We start from the raw sequence: 17363 nt of genomic DNA on the forward strand, positions 1-17363 counted from the left end.
TCACCCCGCCAGCCAGCGCAACCCCCACAGCACCAGCATGCCGACCACGATGACCAGCACGGCGCTGCGGGTGCGCAGGAACACCAGGATGGCGACAATGCCGGCGACCAGCTTGTAGTCGAAGATCGGCCCCAGCCCCGCCTTCCAGGGCAGCAGGTCCGGCACCACGATGGCGGTGAGCGCGGCGGCGGGCGCATAGCGCAGGGCGCGCCGCACGCCATCGGGCAGCGGAATATAGTCGCCAAACAGCATGAAGCCGGCGCGCGTCAGCACGCTACACAACGCCAGCAGCAGGATCGCCGAATAGACGTAGATTTCGGAGGGCCAGAGGGTCATGCGCGCGCCTTGAAGAAGCGTTCGGCCCACATGCCGGCCACCACGCCGGCGATGACCGCCGCCGCCAGGCCCAGCCGCAGCGGCAGCACCTGGCCGGTCCAGGCGACCACGCCCGCGGCCAGCATCGAGATCAGCATGGGCTTGGAATTGGCCAGCGGCACCGTGATGGCCAGCAGCGCCAGCACCGCCGCGAAGTCCAGCGACCAGCCCGTGGGCACCATGGTGCCCAGGTAGATGCCGACGATCGACGAGGTCTGCCAGACGAACCAACCCGGGGCAATGGTGCCGATGAAGTACCAGAGCTGTTCGCGGGTGCCGCGCTCGGCCGCGTCGCCAAAGCGCGGCATGAACAGCACAAAGCCCATGTCGGTGGTGAAGTAGCCCAGCCCCAGGCGCTTGGGCCAGGACAGGTGGCGGAAATAGGGTTGCAACGCCGCGCCGAAGATCAGGAAGCGCAGGTTGACCACGCAGCCGGCGGCGAAGATCAGCCACAGCGGCGCACCGGTGGCGATCAGCGGCAGGGACGTGAGCTGGGCCGAGCCGGCGTACAGCAACAGGGTCATCGCCAGCGCCATGGACTCGGTCAGGCCCGATTTGACCATGGCCACGCCGGTCACCAGGCCCCACGTCGCCGTGGCGATGAGGGCGGGCACGATGGCATGCACGCCGGCGCGGAAGGCGGCCACGCGCTCCTGACGGACCTCCCGGGGGTCTTCGGTTTCGGGGAACGCGGACTCAGAGGACAACGGCGAGCCCCTGGGGATTCGAACGGAACGACATGGACACTCTGTGGGGAAGGAACCGCACGACAAGCTGCTCGCCCGCCGGGCCTGCGAACTCCCGCAGGCACCGTGCCGGTGCACGAATGGACCATTATTGTAACCTCGTCGCTTGATACAATACGGCCCTCGGGTTTATTGAGGGAGCAGACCATGTCGATGGCTGACCGCGATGGCTTCATCTGGTATGACGGCAAGCTCGTGCCCTGGCGCGACGCGACCACGCACGTCCTGACGCACTCCCTGCACTATGGCCTGTCGGTATTCGAAGGCGTGCGCGCCTACCGCTCCGAGATCGGCACCGCCATCTTCCGCCTCGAAGACCACACCAATCGCCTGTTCAATTCGGCGCACATCTACCAGATTCCCATGCCGTTCGATCGCGACACGATCAACGAGGCCCAGCGGACGGTGGTGCGCGAGAACCAGCTCGAATCCTGCTACCTGCGCCCGCTGGTGTTCTACGGCCCCGAAAAGATGGGCGTATCGCCCAAGGGCGCCAAGGTGCACGTGGCGATCGCCGCCTGGCCCTGGGGTGCCTACCTGGGCGAGGAAGCCCTGTCGCAGGGCATCCGGGTCAAGGTGTCGTCGTTCGCCCGCCAGCACGTCAACGTAACCATGCCGCGCGCCAAGGTTGCCACCACCTACGCCAACTCGATCCTGGCCAACACCGAGGCCCTGCAGGACGGCTACGACGAGGCCCTGCTGCTGGACACCGAAGGCTTCGTGGCCGAAGGCTCTGGCGAAAACCTCTTCCTGGTCAAGGACGGCGTGCTGTGCGAACCCGAGATCGCCTCCGCCCTGACCGGCATCACCCGTTCCACCATCCACGCCCTGGCGGCCGATTTCGGCCTGCGCGTGGTGACCAAGCGGCTGACCCGCGACGACGTCTACATCGCCGACGAGGCCTTCTTCACCGGCACCGCCGCCGAAGTCACGCCGATCCGCGAGGTCGACAACCGCCAGATCGGCTCGGGCCGGCGCGGCCCCATCACCGAGAAGCTGCAGAAGGCGTTTTTTGACATGGTGAATGGCCGCAACCCGAAGTACCATCACTGGCTGAGCAAAGTCTGATTCGCGCCGCCCTGCCCGGCAGGGCGGCACTACTGCCCCAACCCACCGTATCACCGGTATTTTTTATTCAGGAAATTCCATGACCGCCGCTGCCCCGGCCGCCGCCCCCCACGAAGTCATCGAAGTCGGCGCCGAAGACCTGCCTGTGTTCTGTCCGGGTCCGAAGGCCCCGCTGTGGAGCATGCACCCGCGCGTCTTCCTGGACGTCGCCCGCACCGGTTCGGCGCGCTGCGCCTACTGCGGCGCCGAATACAAGCTCAAGCCCGGCACCGTGCTGCACGGCCACCACTGAGAATCGCCGCTCAACAGCCATCCGTCCCGCCATCATGTTCGCCACGCCCGAAGAAGCAGAACACGCGTTCTATGAAGCCCTTGAGCAGGGGGACACCGTCCGCCTGATGCAAGTGTGGGCGGACGACGAGGAAGTCGTCTGCATCCACCCGGGAGGCCTGCGCCTCGTCGGCCACTCGGCCGTGCACGAGTCCTGGCAGCACGTGCTGGCGAATGGCCCGCTGCACATCCGGCCGCTGCGCCCGCTGGTCATGCTGAGCATGATGTGCGCGGTGCACGTGCTGGTCGAGCAGGTGGCGGTGCGCACGCGGGAAGGCACGCAGTTCGCCAACTGCTACGCCACCAACATCTATCACAAGGGCCCCACGGGCTGGCGCATGGTCATGCACCACGCCTCGTCGGCGCCCACCGAAGCCGGGGTGCTCGACTTGCACGACGTGCCCGATATGCTGCACTGATCTCGGGTCGACTTTGGCTGCTGCACGTTTCGATACCACCCCCTGTCCTGTTCCCTCCTGGCTGCCCGGAGGCGATGCCCAGACGGTGTACGCCGCGCTGTTCGCGCAGTACCACCGCATCGCCTTCGTGCGCGACCGGGTCGAGACGCCCGACACGGATTTCGTCGATTTCGACTGGACCGGGCCGGGGCTGTTTCCGCACAAGGCCGCCGACGGCGCGCCCGTGAGCGGCCAGCAGCCCGTGGCCAACGGCAAGACCGCGGCCGCGCGCTGGATGACCGAGGCCGACTGGAAGTCCTTGCCCCAAACGGCCGACACGCCCGCGCTGTTGCTGTTCCACGGCCTGGAGGGCGGCAGCAACAGCCGCTATGCCCAATCCATTGCGCACCACTTCCGGGCGCGCGGCTGGATCGTCGTCATCGCGCATTTCCGCGGTTGCTCCGGCGTGCCCAACCGCCTGGCGCGGGCCTATTACTCGGGCGATTCGGCCGAGGTCGGCTTCCTGCTGAACACCGTGCGCAACCGCATCCCGCATGCGCGCTGGCACGCCGTGGGCGTGTCGCTGGGTGGCAATGCGCTGCTGAAATACCTGGGCGAACACCAGGAAGACACCGGCTGGCTGACCGCCTGCGCGGGCGTCTCGGTGCCGCTGGACCTGGTGGCCTGCGGCAAGACCCTGTCGACCGGATTCTTCAACCGCAAGGTCTACACCAACCACTTTCTCAAGACCCTCAAGCACAAGGTGCTGGAGAAGGCCCACCGCTACCCCGGCGCCATCGACGTGATGCGCATCGCCCACGCGCGCGACCTGCGCGACTTCGATGACGCCTACACCGCGCCCATGCATGGCTTTCGTAATGCGCTCGACTACTGGACGCGCGCCTCCAGCAAGCCCTGGCTGCCGCGCATCTCGGTGCCGACGCTGGTGCTGAATGCGCTGAACGATCCGTTCATTCCGGCCAGCGCCTTGCCCAAGCCGGACGAGTGTTCGTCCAGCATCCTGCTGCACCAGCCCACCGACGGCGGCCATGCGGGCTTCCCGACGGGCGCCTTTCCGGCCCACCTGGGCTGGCTGCCGCAGCGGCTGGGCCGCTTCTTCGAGACCGGGCTGTAGGCGCCGCGGCGCCTCCTGGCTCGGGTCGGCCAGGCGTCAGCCCGACTTGAAGCGTTCCAGCAGCTGGCGCTCTTCGGCCAGCTTGTCCTTGACTTCCTTGATCTGCACGTCGATCTGCGATTGCTCGTAGAAGTCGGTGGACATGCCGCGCGCCTGCTGCAGTTGCGATTCCGCCGCGGCGAAAGCGCCAGTCATGACGTAGTAGCGCGCCAGGTCGCGGCGCGCCTGCACCGGCTTGCCGGTGCGTTCCTCGCTCTGCGCCAGCATCTGGTAGAGACTGGGTTCGTCCGCCCCCCACTGCTTGATCTTGGCGCGCAGGTAGTCTTGCGCTTCGGCGTGACGGCCGTTGGCCTGCAGCGCCGTGGCGTAGGCGATGCCCAAGGCCCGCTGCTCAGGCCAGCGACGGGTGGCGGCTTGCGCCAGGTCCTGCGCGCGCCGGTTGTCCTTGCGCGCCAGCGCGATATCGACGGCGAGCTTGGCCATCTGCGGCGAATCGCGGCCGTCGGCCTGGGCCTGGGCGAGCTGGCGGTCGGCCTCGTCCAGGCTGTTGCGCTGGAAAGCCTGCAGGGCCAGCCCGTAATAGGCGGCCGAGCGGCGCACGCCGGACAACGCCTGGGCCTCGTCCTGCAGCTGCTGGCCGGCGGTGCGCAGGCTGACCGCGTCGCGCCCCTGCACCACGCGCATCTTGGCGCGGATGTACCAGAAGTCGTCGCTGTCGACATGGCGCGAGACCGGCAGCGAGCGCACCCGGTTCTGCACGTCGGACATGCGTTCGATGGACAGCGGGTGGGTACTGGCCCAGGAACCGCCGCCCGCCCCTTCGTTCAGGCGCGAAGCGTTCATCAGGCGCGAGAACATCTGCGCCATGCCCTGGGCGTCGTAGCCGGCCTTGGTCAGCATGGTGAAGCCGGCGCGGTCGGCCTCGCGTTCGGCGTCGCGCGAGAAGCCCAATTGGCGGTTGATGGCGGCGGCCTGGCCGAACGCGGCCACGCCCATCGCCAGGTTGCCGCCGCCGCCGGCCAGCGCCGCCAGCAGCGCGCCCGCCAGGCTCGCCAGCATGACCATGCTGTTCTGGTTCTGCTGCGTCATGCCGCGCGCGATATGGCGCTGCACCACGTGGCCGATTTCGTGCGCCAGCACCGCCGCCAGTTCGGATTCGCTGCCGGAGGAGACGATCAGGCCGGTGTTGACGCCAATGAAGCCGCCCGGCATGGCGAAGGCGTTGATTTCGGGATCGCGCACGCCGAACATCTCGACGTCCGGCACCGCGCCGGGCGAGAACGCCGCCAGCTTGCGCCCCATGGTGGTGAGGTACTGGCTGAGTTCGGGATCGTCGACGTAGGTCGGGTCGCGCCGCCCCTGAGACATGATGGCCTCGCCAAGGCTGCGCTCCAGCGCGGGCGACAGGTCCGCGGCGGAAGCCGCGCCCATCGAGGGCAGCCCCACCGGCTGGGCCCAGGCGGTTGCCGGCAAGGCCGGCAACGCCAGCGCGGCACAGATTCCGATGATCGCGCCCCGCTGCGCAATCGAGCAAATGGATGGCATTTTCCTGCGGTTCATGAGCCTATGATAGCGATGCGCTTAAAATGTTTCATCGATACCCCCAACGAGGTTTCAATGCGTCCCGTCCGTAAAGCCGTTTTTCCCGTCGCCGGCATGGGCACGCGCTTCCTGCCCGCCACCAAGGCGATGCCCAAGGAAATGCTGCCCGTCGTCGACAAGCCGTTGATCCAGTACGCTGTCGAAGAAGCCGTGGCCGCCGGCATCACCGACCTGATTTTCGTTACCGGTCGCAACAAGCGGGCCATCGAAGACCATTTCGACTCCGCGCCCGAACTGGAATCCGACCTCGAAAGCAAGGGCAAGCACGAGCTTCTTGCCATGGTGCGGGGCATTCTACCCGCCCACGTCAATTGCCTCTATATCCGCCAATCGGCGCCGCTGGGCCTGGGCCACGCCGTGCTGTCGGCCGCGCCGGCGGTGGGCGACGAACCGTTCGCCGTGCTGCTGGCCGATGACCTGATCGACGCCGACACGCCGGCCATGAAGCAGCTGGTGGATATCGCCATTGCGCAAAACGCCAGCGTGCTGGGGGTACAGGACGTGCCGCGCGCGGACACGCGCAAATACGGCATCGTCGCCACCCGTGAGGGCCAGGGCGATGGCCGCACCGAGCGCGTCACCCACATCGTTGAAAAGCCCGACCCCGAAGCCGCTCCCTCGACCCTGGCGGTGGTGGGACGCTACGTGCTGGAAGCCGCCATCTTCGACCACCTGCGTTCGACCAAGATGGGCGCCGGCAACGAGATCCAGCTGACCGACGGCATCGCCTCGATGATGCGCGAACGCGCGGTGTATGCGCACCGCTACGACGGCACGCGCTATGACTGCGGCAACAAGGCTGGCATGTTCCAGGCCACGGTGGCGCTCGGCAGGAAATACCACGGCCTGCTGCCGGAATGACACGGCGGCCACGCGCGCCGGCTTGACTACCCGCCGCCGCGCATCGACCGGCGGCGGCAACCCTCCCCCGGAGCGGTCGCCACCTCGCGCGGGGCGCCTCCGATATCGCGTGTTCTACGCAGACGCCGCGCGGCGGCGCGCCCTGGCCCGCGCCAGGGCATCGCGATCGGCCTTGCGCAAGCGGCCCTTGGCCGACAGGCGCATCAGCGTGCCCAGCGCCACCATCAGCCCGATCACCTCGACCAGGGCGGCGGGAATCCACATGGTCAGCCCGCCGATGGTCTGGTCGGTCTGCGCCGACATGGCGATGGCGCGGCCGCACAGTTCGAACAAGGGATAGATGTCGCTTTCGGTGAAGGCGATGACGGCCCCCGCCACCATCTGCGGCAGCATTGTCAGGATCGGCGAGATCACGCGGCCGCCCGGCGTCATCGCGGCCGGCGGCGCGGGACGGCGGTCCAGGATCAGATTCCAGTACATGAAGCCGCTGATCACCACCGACCAGTTCATCAGGCGATACAGGCGCCAGTCGAGCATGGAATAGAACTGCACCGACGGGATCAGCCAGACCAGCACCAGGAACACGAACAGCGCGGGAACGAAGATCCTGTGGGTCAGGACTGCCACCGTGGCGCGGCCGGCGCCGGTGCGCAGGAAGTCACGCAGGCGCACGCGCCAGCGCATCGGCAGCCCGGCCCGCATGACCTGCCCGGGAAACGCCGCCATCACCAGCAGCGGCCCCAGATGGTGCAACACCAGGTGCTGGATGCGGTGGATGAAGAACATGCGTTCGGCGTAATAATCCAGGCGCGTGTGCATGGACAGGTACAGCAGCACCATGCCCGCCCAGAACAGCATGCGGCGCGCGCCCGTGACGTGGTGCACGCGCTGGCCGCGCACGAACAGCACGATGGCCACCAGGAAGGAGGCCACCAGCGTGGGAGAGAACTCCCAGGGTATGAGCCATTCGAGACTGTCCATGCGGGTCATCCGGAAAATGCCGACGGGGGCGTGGCGGGCCCCCGCCTGGACGGGCCGGAACTCGCTGCCGGGTCGATTGTAGTGGACCCGGCAGCCCCCCATGCGGCTCAGAACCGGTGCGAAATGCCCGTACCGAAGCGCGAGGTGTGGGAATGGCCAGGGTCGAACTGGTTGTCCAGGGTGTAATTGGACGCATAGCCGGCGAACGCATAGAGCGTGGTGCGCGGCGACACGTTATACGTATACCCCAATGTCACCAATTGCGCATTGCGCGCCGTCGACCCATCCTCCCATTTCCAGTCGGGGCGCGCCAGCGACCACTGCGCCACCACGGCGCCATGGCCCAGCGGCACGCTGGCGCCCAGCAGCCAGGCGTTGACGGCGCCGCCGCGCGCGAAGGCCGCCGGCCCCAGGTTCTGGCCCAGGCTGTCGGGATCGCCGCCGTCCAGCCCGACATAACCGTTGCGCTGGCGGGACCAGGCCACCGATACCTTGACGACCTCGAAGTCGTAGGACGCCCCCAGTTGCACCGCCTGGGGCCGTCCCGCCTGGCCCGCCGGCGGCTCGGCCAGGCGCAGCTGGTCCCAGGTGGCCACCGCCAGCAGGGGGCCGTCCTCGTACTTCAGGCCCAGGCTCAGTGCGCGGTTATTGGCCGCCGTCTTGAAACGGTCGCGGCCGTCAGCGTCGAAGGAATAGCCGATGCCGGCCTGGAAACCCTGCCAGGTGGGGGTGTAGTAGTTCACCAGGTTGCTGAATTGATAGTTGTCCGAGGCCTTGAAGGTGGCGCCCATGCCCATTTCCTTCCAGGACGCCAGCTCCAGCGCGTTGCCGTAGGTCTTGCCGACGGTGTATTGGCGCCCCAGGCGCAGGTCGCCGTAGCTGTCATGGGCCAGTCCGACCCAGGCGCCGTAGTTGAACATGCGGTCGTCGTCGGCGCGCTTGCCGGTGGACGGGTCGAAGCCGCTTTCGAGCTGGAAGCGGGTGCTCCAGCCGTCGCCCAGGTCCTCGGAACCACGCAGGCCCCACAGGGAGTCGGTCAGGCCGCCATCGAGAACACCATTGTGGGTGCCCTGCCCGGAGGTATGGGTGGTGGCGATGCCCGCATCGACCACGCCGTAGAGTTGGATGCCCGGGCCATCACCGGCCGCATTGGCCGCCAGCGGAAGCCAGGCGGCGCCCGCCATGAGCGTCGTGGCGACAGTCGAGATTTTCATGCTTCTCTCCAGAATCCGGGGTGGCGCCGCCACCGCGGGAGGTATTGAATCCGCGGCGGGCGCCTGCCCGCCGCCAGGTGTATCAATAGTGACTATTGCCAGCCATAGCGACGCACCCAGATGCCCTTGAGCATTTGTGTCAGCACGCAGTAGCTCAGAAGGATGCCGACCAGCCACGGGAAATAGCTCCACGGCAGCGCTTGCAGCTGGAAGTACTCGGCCAGCGGCGAGAACGGCAGGAACACCCCCAGTCCGACCACCATGACCGTCATCCACATCAACGGCCACGCGGCGCGGCTTTGCAGGAAGGGAATCTTGCGTGTGCGGATCATATGCACGATCAGCGTCTGCGACAACAGGCCTTCGACGAACCAGCCCGACTGGAACAGCGTCTGGTGTTCTGGCGCATTGGCCTGGAAAACGTACCACATGAGGGCATAGGTCGTGATGTCGAATATCGAGCTAATCGGACCGAAGAACACCATGAATCGGCCTAGTCCTGCCGGGTCCCATTGTTGCGGCCTTTTAAGCAGTTCCTCGTCGACATTGTCGAAGGGAATGGCGGTCTGCGAGATGTCGTACATCAAGTTCTGCAGCAGCAGGTGGATCGGCAGCATCGGCAGGAACGGCAGGAATGCGCTGGCCACCAGCACCGAGAAGACGTTACCGAAATTGGAGCTGGCGGTCATCTTCAGGTACTTGAGCATGTTGCAGAAGGTCTTGCGGCCTTCGATCACGCCGTCCTCCAGCACCATCAGGCTCTTTTCCAGCAGGATGATGTCGGCGGCTTCCTTCGAGATATCCACCGCCGAGTCCACCGAAATGCCGACGTCGGCGGCGCGCAGGGCCGGCGCATCATTGATGCCGTCCCCCATGAAGCCAACGGTATTGCCCTGGGCGCGCAGCACGCGCACGATGCGCTCCTTGTGCGCCGGCGTAAGCCGGGCAAATACGTTGGCCTCGCGCACCGCCACGGCCAGCCGGCTGTCGTCCATGGCCTCGATATCGGCCCCCAGGTAGACCTTGCGGACCTCGAAGCCGACTTCGCGGCACACCTTCTGGGTCACCAGCTCGACGTCGCCGGTCAGGACCTTGACCTCGATGCCGGAGTCGCGCAAAGCGGCCAGGGCCGGGCCGGTCGATTCCTTGGGAGGATCGAGGAAGGCGATATAGCCAACCAGCACCAGGTCGGCCTCGTCGGCCACGCCGTAGGCCTGCTGCGTGGGCGGCAGTTCACGCACGCCTACCGCGATCACGCGCAATCCGTCGCGGTTCAGATCGGCTGTCACGCGGCGGATATCGGCGCGCCGTGCGTCGGTCAGCAGGTGCACGTCGCTGCCCACCCGAAGGCGGGTGCATACCGACAGCATTTCCTCCAGCGCGCCCTTGCAGATCAGCTCATGGTGTTCGCGGCCATTTTCGGTTTCGCTCACCACCACCGACATGCGCCGCCGCGAGAAGTCGAAGGGGATTTCGTCGATCTTGCGGTAGCGGGCGGCCAGGTCCAGCTTGCGTTCCACTTCGGCGTGGCGCAGCACGGCCACGTCGAGCAGGTTCTTCAGGCCTGTCTGGTAATAGCTGTTGAGGTAGGCGTAGGCCAGCACATCGTCGCTGGTGGCGCCATACACGTCGGTGTGGCGTTCGAGCACGATGCGGTCCTGGGTCAGGGTGCCGGTCTTATCGGTGCACAGCACGTTCATGGCGCCCAGGTTCTGGATCGCGTCGAGCCGCTTGACCACCACCTTGCGCCGCGACATCCGCACCGCGCCCTTGGCCAGCGTGGCGGTGACGATCATGGGCAGCATTTCCGGTGTCAGGCCGACGGCGATGGCCAGCGCGAAGAGCAGCGCCTCGAGCCAGTCGCCCTTGGTGAAGCCGTTGATCAGCAGCACGATGGGCGCCATCACCAGCATGAAGCGGATCAGCACCCAGCTGACCCGGTTGATGCCCTGCTGGAACTGGGTCGGCACGCGCGAAGTCTGGGTCACCCGCCCGGCCAGCTGGCCGAAGTAGGTGCCGGCGCCGGTGGCCACCACCAGGGCGCTGCCGGAGCCGCTGACCACGTTGGTGCCCATGAAGGCCATGTTCTCGAGTTCCAGCGCGTTGGCGGTCTCGACGCGCTGCACGGCGTATTTCTCGACCGGCAGCGATTCGCCGGTCAGGGCCGCCTGGGCCACGAACAGGTCCTTGGCGCCCAGGATGCGGCAGTCGGCGGGAATCATGTCGCCCGCGGACAGCAACACCACGTCGCCCGGCACCAGCTCGGCCAGCGGCACCTCGATCTGGCGCGAGCCCGAGGCGTGCAGCGTGGCGCCGAAAAAGCGCCGCGCGTCGCCCTCGGCCACGCCGGCGGCGTCGCTGCGCAGCACCGTGGCGGTGTTCTGCACCATCGCCTTCAGGGCCTCGGCGGCGCGGTTGGAACGGCGCTCCTGCACGAAGCGCAGCAGCGTCGAGATCACCACCATCGAACCGATGATGATGACGCCCTTCCACGACTGGTCGTCGGGCTCGGCCATGTACACATCCGTGACCCACGACAGCGAGGCCAGGCCGGTCAGCAGCAGGTTGAAGGGGTTGCGGAACGATTGCCACAGGTGGGCATGCCAGGTTAGCGGTTTTTCGTGATCGACTTCATTGGCGCCGTAGCGGGCGCGGGCCTCATCGGCCTGGGCTTCGGACAGGCCGCCGCGGCCGCTGCGGAACATCGAGAACAAGGCATCGAAATCCATGCGCGAGACATCGAGCATGCGGCGGTTGGCGCGGCGCGCGGCGTCCGAGGAGTCCGCCGAAGCGAGGGCCGGTCCGCCGCCCTGCTCCAGCATGGGGGAACGCCGGAAATGGCGTCCCGATCGCCGCAGCCCGGCGGCGGAGGAAAAGAAGGTCTTCAGGAATTTGAACATCGGAGTGTTCCCGTTATTGGTGTTGTTCTGGAAGACACGGGCTGGCCGCCACCATGCCTTTGCGCGGGCAGCACGGGGCCGCGGCCCGCGCAAAGCAGGCCGTTTCCGCCACGTACAGGCGTGCGCAGGCACCGGGGCGATGTTGCCGGTGTCCGGATCGCGTCGAGGCGCGCCGGGTGCGGGAAGCGGAACGGGAAACTAGCGGAAGAACCGGGGCCGGCGGAACCGGCGCGCGTCGAGCGGGCCTGGCCGGGGGTTCAGGGCTGCGGCTTCCGTACTAGACCGGGTGACTCTCCGGCCAGTCGGCTCGCAAGGGAGAAGACAGGTCAGACAGGCAGGCCGGCGCCGCGCACGTGGCGCAATCGAGGCTCGGGGTCTAAGGCACTGGGCATGGTCTCTCCTGGGAAATGACGGGCGGATTCAGGCCGCCAGCGGTTGCGCGCCGAAATGGACGTGGCGCACGGCGGGGTTGGCGCTCAGCCGACGCGCTTGCGACATCAGTTCGCCACGCAGCTCGGGCGGGCAATTCACGGTGATGCAGGCCGAGGCCATGCCGGGGTCGCGCCCCTGGTCGATCTGTACTTGCGATACATCGAGCCCGGCGGCGCTGAAGTCCAGGCAGATCTGCTTGCGCAGCGCGCCCAGTTCATCGCGCGGGCAGATGACCGTCAGGCGCGATGTGCCGCGGCGGCGGCCCAGGGCGGTGGCGCGGTCGACGCCGGCGCGGCGCAGGAACAAGTCGAAGAAACGCATAGCGACCTCCATTGCGTAATGGGGAGCGGCTTTCGCGCATACGCGCGCACGCAGGCACACGGCGCATGGCGGGCGGGCACGAAAAAGGCGTGCACGAACGCGGGCGCTGCGACTAGCGGCGGTTCTGGCGGTTTACGTTGGGGAGAATCCCGGCAAGCCGTGGGCCTGCACTGCTGCCCGGCAAGAAGCCCGGGGCTTGGGATACAACCGCAACCTGTTCAACAGGCTGCGGCAGACGGAGTTCTGCGTGGACCTGTCAAACAGCGGCGTCGATGCAAGATCGACTACTTTCGCCGGAATCGGTATTCACGAAGACTGCTCCTGGGATGGATAACGGGCAGAATTTTACGCGGGTTTCCACTGATGGACAAGGTTTTCCGGCACAAAAATTGCTTTTTGTGCAACCCGGCGCGGGCCGGCGGGGCCGCGCGCCGTTGCGCCCTCAGGCGTAGAAATGCCAGCCCAGATAGGCCGCGAACAGGGCATAGAAGCCGCCCGCCGCCGACAGCGCCGGCACGCTCATGCCAGCGCGGCGGAAGCGCAGCCACAGCAGCCCGATGGACAGCATGGTGAACAGGCCGGCGGCCAGCAGCGGGCCGTCGAGCAGCCACGGCGTGAGGAAGATGCCGAGCGCGCTGGGAATGGTGGCCTGGATCATCATGGCGCCGGAAATGTTGGCCAGCGCCAGGCGTTCCTTGCCCTGGCGCACCCAGATCAGCGCGTTCATGATTTCCGGCAGTTCGGTGGCGACGGGCGCCAGCAGCAGCGCGGCCACGTGCGGCGACGCGCCCATGGCGATGCCCAGCAGTTCGATCTGGTTGACGAATACGTGCGAGGCGCCAGCGATCACGACCAGCGCCAGCAGCGTCTGCGTCGCCGCCCAGAACATCGAAGGGTTGTCGTCGCGCGGCCGCAGCTTGAGCGGCTCGAGATCTTCGCAGTCGATGCAATCCTCGTCGTTGCTCAGCTCGCGCTTGACATACAGACCGTAGGTGGCCAGGAACAGGATGCCCAGCCAGGGCTTCCAGGCGAACGCCAGCAGGCCCAGCCCGACCTTGAAGACGAAGATGCCCATGAACCAGGCCTGGTCGCGGGCCAGCCGGCGCTGGTCCGCGTTGATACAGTTGGCTTGCGTGGGCTGCCCGCGACGGGCGCGCCACAAGGCAAGGCCGACCACCGCGTAGGCCAGCGTCGCCAGCACCAGCGGGCCGCCCATGGCCGCGCCGACGCCGATGTCCTTTTGCTCAGGCGTGTCGCCGAACACCACGGCCATGAACGTGACCGCGCTTTCAGGCAGCGCGGTGCCGAATGCCGCCAGCACGGTGCCGGTGGCGGTGGCGCCGAGCTGGAAGCGGTGTCCGACCCATTCGACGCCATTGACGAAGAATTCGCAGGCAAGATAGATCACTGCCGCGGACAGGAAAAACAGGAACAGGGTGAGCAACATATAGGCGAGCCGGACGAGCAGAAACCAATTGGCGCGACGCAACGGCTCGCCCGGCCAAGGGTGAACGCTGCGCGGCCAAAGGTCTCGCCTGGCTGATCCATGCGCGGGCGTACCGCGGCACGGAGACCGTTAGCGCCATGGAGTCCTGGAAACCGCTACGCGATACCGGACCACCAAGTCTGTTGACGCTAACTCCTTTGGGGACAAAGGATGGCTACTCCCCAATGACAGAGCCGCGATTGTAGCAGCCCGGCCATGACCGTCCAGAGAATCTCCGCGGCGCGCGCGTGAATGCCGCCGGACTGTCGTATTGGCGGCACGGCGAGTAAAGTAAGTGGCACCACCGTTTCCCGCCGGGCCCTGCGCCCCCTGCCCATGAGCCTGCCTCCCACCGATATCGCCCCCTTCGCCGCCCGCCGCCAGCGCCTGATGGCGCGGATGCGCGCCGATGGCGGCGGCATCGCCATCCTGGCCACCGCGCCCGAAGCCATCCGCAACCGCGACGCCGAATACCCCTACCGGCACGACAGCGACTTCTTCTACCTGACTGGCTTTACCGAGCCCGGCGCGTGGCTGGTGCTGATCGCCAGCGCCACCGACCGCGCCCTGCTGTTCTGCCGCCCGCGCCATATCGAGCACGAGATCTGGGAGGGACGGCGCTTCGGCCCGGAGGCCGCGGCCGAGCATTTCGGCTTCGACGACGCGCATGCGCTGGACGCGCTCGACGAACTGGTGCCCAAGCTGCTGCTGGACCAACCGACCCTGTATGCGCCACTGGCCGGTGACAAGCGCACCGACGGCCGGCTGCACCGCTGGCTGGCGGCGGCGCGCGAGGCCAGCCGCGGCGGCCATCAGCCTCCCATGCGGCAGCAGGACATCCGGCCGATCCTGGCCGAGATGCGGCTGGTGAAGGACGCCAGCGAAATCGCCGCGATGCGGCGCGCCGCCAAGATCTCCGCCGGCGCCCACGCCCGCGCCATGCGGGCCGCCCGCGCTGGCATGCGCGAATACGAACTGGAAGCGGAGCTGTTGTATGAGTTCCGCCGCCATGGCGCGCAGGCGGTGGCCTACAACAGCATCGTCGCGGCCGGGGCCAATGCCTGCGTGCTGCACTACCCTGCCGGCGAGGCGGTGCTGCGCGACGGCGACCTGGTGCTGATCGACGCCGGCTGCGAGGTCGACAGCTACGCCAGCGACATCACCCGCACCTTTCCGGTCAACGGCCGCTACAGCGGCCCGCAGCGCGCGTTGTACGACCTGACGGTGGCGGCGCAGGAGGCCGCGGCCCAGGCCACCGCGCCGGGCCGCGGCTGGAACGATGGCCATGACGCCGCGGTGCGGGTGCTGGCCCAGGGCATGCTGGACCTGAAACTGCTGAAGGGATCGCTGGATGGCGTGATCGAGTCGGGCGACTACAGCCGTTTCTACATGCACCGCACCGGCCACTGGCTGGGCCTGGACGTGCACGATGTGGGCGACTACCGCCAGCCGGGCGGCGCTGCCGGCGCGGAACGCCCGTGGCGCAAGCTGGAAACAGGCATGATGCTGACGATCGAGCCGGGCATCTATGTGCGCCCCGCCGACGACGTGCCCGAGGCCTACTGGAACATCGGCATCCGTACCGAGGACGACGCGCTGGTGACGGACGAGGGCTGCGAGCTGATCACCCGCGGCGTGCCGGTGCAGGCCGGCGAGATCGAGGCGCTGATGCGCGAATGAGCGGGCGGCGCGCAGGCCGGCCGGCGTGGCCTCGGCCACGCTCGTGAGGGCGGCCCGAGGGGCTACAGTGTCAGGCCGTCCAGCCAGCCCATCGCCACCCACACATAGACCACCACCATCGCGATCGCGAACATCGACACGGTGGCGCCCACCAGGCAGGCCAGGATGGCCACCAGCACCGGCCCCCAGCCGGTCCTGGGGGACGGCGGCAATCCGGGGTTGTAGCGGCGGTCGAACTTCTCGTCGGGCATCAGCGAGAACACCGCGCTCTCGATGAAGCCGTCGATCATGGGAATGAACACCAGGAAAAAGGCCGGGTTGTCGTACCAGACCGGGTAGTAGCGGAACGCGCAGAACAGGCTGAGCAGGGACAGCGCCGTCACCAGCCAGGCGTAACGCCGGCCCAGGTACCACCAATGTGCGCCGAGCCACCCGAACAGACAGGCCAGCAGACCGACGGCGACCTTGCCGCGGGGGCGGCGCGGGATTGCGGCGGACAGCGAAGAAGAAGCCTCGAGCTGCGTCATATCAATCAACCGGTGAAGGGTCCCGGGCGCCAAGCCGCGCCGGCAGACCTGGATTGTAGTGGACGGGTAAAATCCCGGCATGACTATCTCCGCCTTCGACATTGCGATTCTCGGCGCCGGCCCCGTGGGGCGTGTCCTGGCGTTGATGCTGGCGCGCGTGGCGCCGGACCCCTCCCGCATCGCCCTGCTGCAAGGCGCCAGCCCGGCCCCCGTGACGCCAGCCGCCGCCATTCCCGCGGCCGATCCGCGCGTGCTGGCCATGAACCATGGCAGCCGCGTGCTGCTCGAATCGCTGCACGCCTGGCCCGCCAAGGCGGCGGACATCCTCAATATCCACGTCTCCCAGCGCGGCCGGCTTGGCCGCAGCGTGATCCGCAACACCGACTTCGACGTGCCGCAGCTCGGCTGCGTGGTCGCCTACTCGGCGCTGCACGCCAGGCTGGAGGAATGCGTGGCCGCCAGCGGCGTCACGCTGCTGTCCGGCCCGCCCGCCGTGGTCGACGGCCAGGACGCCGACGGCGTGCGCATCAGCCAGGGCGACACCGCCCTTGCCTGCCGCATCGCCGTGCAGTCCGACGGGGCCGGAGGCAGCGATGTGCGCCGCGACTACGGTCAGCACGCCCTGCTGACCACCACCCAAGCCAGCCTGCCGCGCCGTGGCTGGGCCTGGGAGCGCTTCACCGCCGAAGGGCCGCTGGCGCTGCTGCCGCATCCGCAGATGGCGGACGCCTATTCGGTGGTCTGGTGCAGCGCGCCCGAGCGCGCGGCCGAACTGGCGGCGCTGGACAACACCGCCTTCTCGCAGGCGCTGACGACGGCCTTTGGCGACCGCCTGGGCCGCCTGACGTGCCAGGCGCCGCGCCATGTCTTCCCGCTGGCGCTGAGCGCGCGCCGCGGGCTGGTGCAAGGCCGCGTCGCCGTGATCGGCAATGCGGCGCAGACGCTGCACCCGGTGGCCGGCCAGGGGCTCAACCTGGGACTGCGCGACGCCGCCCGGCTGGCCCAGTCCCTGGGCGGCTGGCTGACCCAGCCGAATGCCAGTCCCTCCCACGCGCTGCAAGACTTCGCCCGCGCGCGCCAGGTCGACCGGCTCATCACCGCCAGCGTCACCGACCTGATGCCGCGCATCTTCGCCACCGGCCTGGCGCCGGTCGAACACGCCTGTGGCCTGGCCTTGCTGGGCCTGGATCTGGCCGCGCCGCTGCGGGCGCCGCTGGCGCGCCATCTGCTGCAGGGCTTCCGGGCCTGATCCTCCCTTTTTTTGTCGGCCTGTTACCAAGCTGTTGCGGACGAAAAAAGAGGGTTCG

At 67.7% G+C, this 17363-nt stretch carries 16 protein-coding genes and 1 riboswitch; of the genes, 7 read left to right on the forward strand and 9 right to left on the reverse strand.

What is annotated here, in order from left to right:
* The gene (locus HV742_RS07650; RefSeq protein WP_006393180.1) at positions 1–336 is read right to left on the reverse strand and encodes an AzlD domain-containing protein; all 336 of its coding nucleotides are present in this window, start codon (positions 334–336) and stop codon (positions 1–3) included.
* A complete protein-coding gene (locus tag HV742_RS07655) occupies positions 333–1082 on the reverse strand; it encodes an AzlC family ABC transporter permease (RefSeq protein ID WP_054416522.1) in 750 nt (249 codons plus the stop codon). Before HV742_RS07655 ends, HV742_RS07650 begins: the two co-directional genes overlap by 4 nt.
* Before the next feature lie 186 nt (positions 1083–1268).
* Here HV742_RS07655 and HV742_RS07660 point away from each other — a divergent pair, with 186 nt between their 5' ends.
* The 4 genes from HV742_RS07660 (at position 1269) to HV742_RS07675 (ending at position 4052) form a co-directional block, all read left to right on the forward strand.
* Positions 1269–2189: a branched-chain amino acid transaminase gene (locus tag HV742_RS07660; protein WP_006389008.1), complete on the forward strand. Its 921-nt coding sequence runs from the start codon at positions 1269–1271 to the stop codon at positions 2187–2189.
* Positions 2190–2268: 79 nt separating this feature from the next.
* Complete coding sequence (locus HV742_RS07665) at positions 2269–2481, forward strand: zinc-finger domain-containing protein (protein WP_049071665.1); 213 nt, start codon at positions 2269–2271, stop codon at positions 2479–2481.
* 34 nt (positions 2482–2515) lie between these two features.
* The gene (locus HV742_RS07670; protein WP_049071663.1) at positions 2516–2938 is read left to right on the forward strand and encodes a YybH family protein; all 423 of its coding nucleotides are present in this window, start codon (positions 2516–2518) and stop codon (positions 2936–2938) included.
* A gap of 13 nt (positions 2939–2951) precedes the next feature.
* Positions 2952–4052 (forward strand): YheT family hydrolase, encoded by a 1101-nt coding sequence (locus HV742_RS07675; protein ID WP_006389005.1) that lies wholly within the window; start codon positions 2952–2954, stop codon positions 4050–4052.
* A 36-nt stretch (positions 4053–4088) separates the two neighbouring features.
* On the opposite strand, the gene HV742_RS07680 is transcribed toward HV742_RS07675, so the two are convergent.
* Entirely contained in the window at positions 4089–5597 is a 1509-nt protein-coding gene (locus tag HV742_RS07680) for a M48 family metalloprotease (protein WP_372363307.1), read from the reverse strand.
* 72 nt (positions 5598–5669) lie between these two features.
* Between HV742_RS07680 and galU the strand changes: the two genes are divergently transcribed.
* Positions 5670–6515 (forward strand): UTP--glucose-1-phosphate uridylyltransferase GalU, encoded by an 846-nt coding sequence (gene galU / locus HV742_RS07685; protein WP_049071659.1) that lies wholly within the window; start codon positions 5670–5672, stop codon positions 6513–6515.
* Between the two features lie 114 nt (positions 6516–6629).
* Here galU and HV742_RS07690 read toward each other — a convergent pair whose 3' ends face one another.
* The 5 genes from HV742_RS07690 to HV742_RS07710 all read right to left on the reverse strand — a co-directional run bounded on the left by HV742_RS07690 (position 6630) and on the right by HV742_RS07710 (position 13810).
* Positions 6630–7505, reverse strand: a complete 876-nt coding sequence (locus HV742_RS07690) for a cytochrome c oxidase assembly protein (protein WP_175144746.1) — start codon at positions 7503–7505, stop codon at positions 6630–6632.
* A gap of 98 nt (positions 7506–7603) precedes the next feature.
* Positions 7604–8710 (reverse strand): porin, encoded by a 1107-nt coding sequence (locus HV742_RS07695; RefSeq protein ID WP_175144747.1) that lies wholly within the window; start codon positions 8708–8710, stop codon positions 7604–7606.
* A 92-nt stretch (positions 8711–8802) separates the two neighbouring features.
* Positions 8803–11610: a magnesium-translocating P-type ATPase gene (gene mgtA, locus HV742_RS07700; RefSeq protein ID WP_175144748.1), complete on the reverse strand. Its 2808-nt coding sequence runs from the start codon at positions 11608–11610 to the stop codon at positions 8803–8805.
* Between the two features lie 420 nt (positions 11611–12030).
* On the reverse strand, positions 12031–12363 hold the full coding sequence (locus HV742_RS07705; protein ID WP_049071655.1) for a hypothetical protein: 333 nt from the start codon (positions 12361–12363) through the stop codon (positions 12031–12033).
* 442 nt (positions 12364–12805) lie between these two features.
* Positions 12806–13810, reverse strand: coding sequence for a sodium:calcium antiporter (locus HV742_RS07710; protein ID WP_059269412.1), 1005 nt, complete (start codon positions 13808–13810; stop codon positions 12806–12808).
* A gap of 79 nt (positions 13811–13889) precedes the next feature.
* Positions 13890–14052, reverse strand: a riboswitch (yybP-ykoY riboswitch).
* 133 nt (positions 14053–14185) lie between these two features.
* Between HV742_RS07710 and HV742_RS07715 the strand changes: the two genes are divergently transcribed.
* Positions 14186–15529, forward strand: a complete 1344-nt coding sequence (locus tag HV742_RS07715; protein ID WP_175144749.1) for an aminopeptidase P N-terminal domain-containing protein — start codon at positions 14186–14188, stop codon at positions 15527–15529.
* Positions 15530–15591: 62 nt separating this feature from the next.
* On the opposite strand, the gene HV742_RS07720 is transcribed toward HV742_RS07715, so the two are convergent.
* Positions 15592–16056, reverse strand: a complete 465-nt coding sequence (locus HV742_RS07720) for a TM2 domain-containing protein (RefSeq protein WP_049071651.1) — start codon at positions 16054–16056, stop codon at positions 15592–15594.
* Positions 16057–16135: 79 nt separating this feature from the next.
* On the opposite strand from HV742_RS07720, the gene HV742_RS07725 reads away from it, so the two are divergent.
* Positions 16136–17305: a UbiH/UbiF/VisC/COQ6 family ubiquinone biosynthesis hydroxylase gene (locus HV742_RS07725; RefSeq protein ID WP_175144750.1), complete on the forward strand. Its 1170-nt coding sequence runs from the start codon at positions 16136–16138 to the stop codon at positions 17303–17305.
* Positions 17306–17363 lie beyond the last annotated feature (58 nt).

The sequence above is a fragment of the Achromobacter ruhlandii genome, assembly GCF_902859695.1.
In the GTDB taxonomy this organism is placed as follows: domain Bacteria; phylum Pseudomonadota; class Gammaproteobacteria; order Burkholderiales; family Burkholderiaceae_B; genus Achromobacter; species Achromobacter ruhlandii.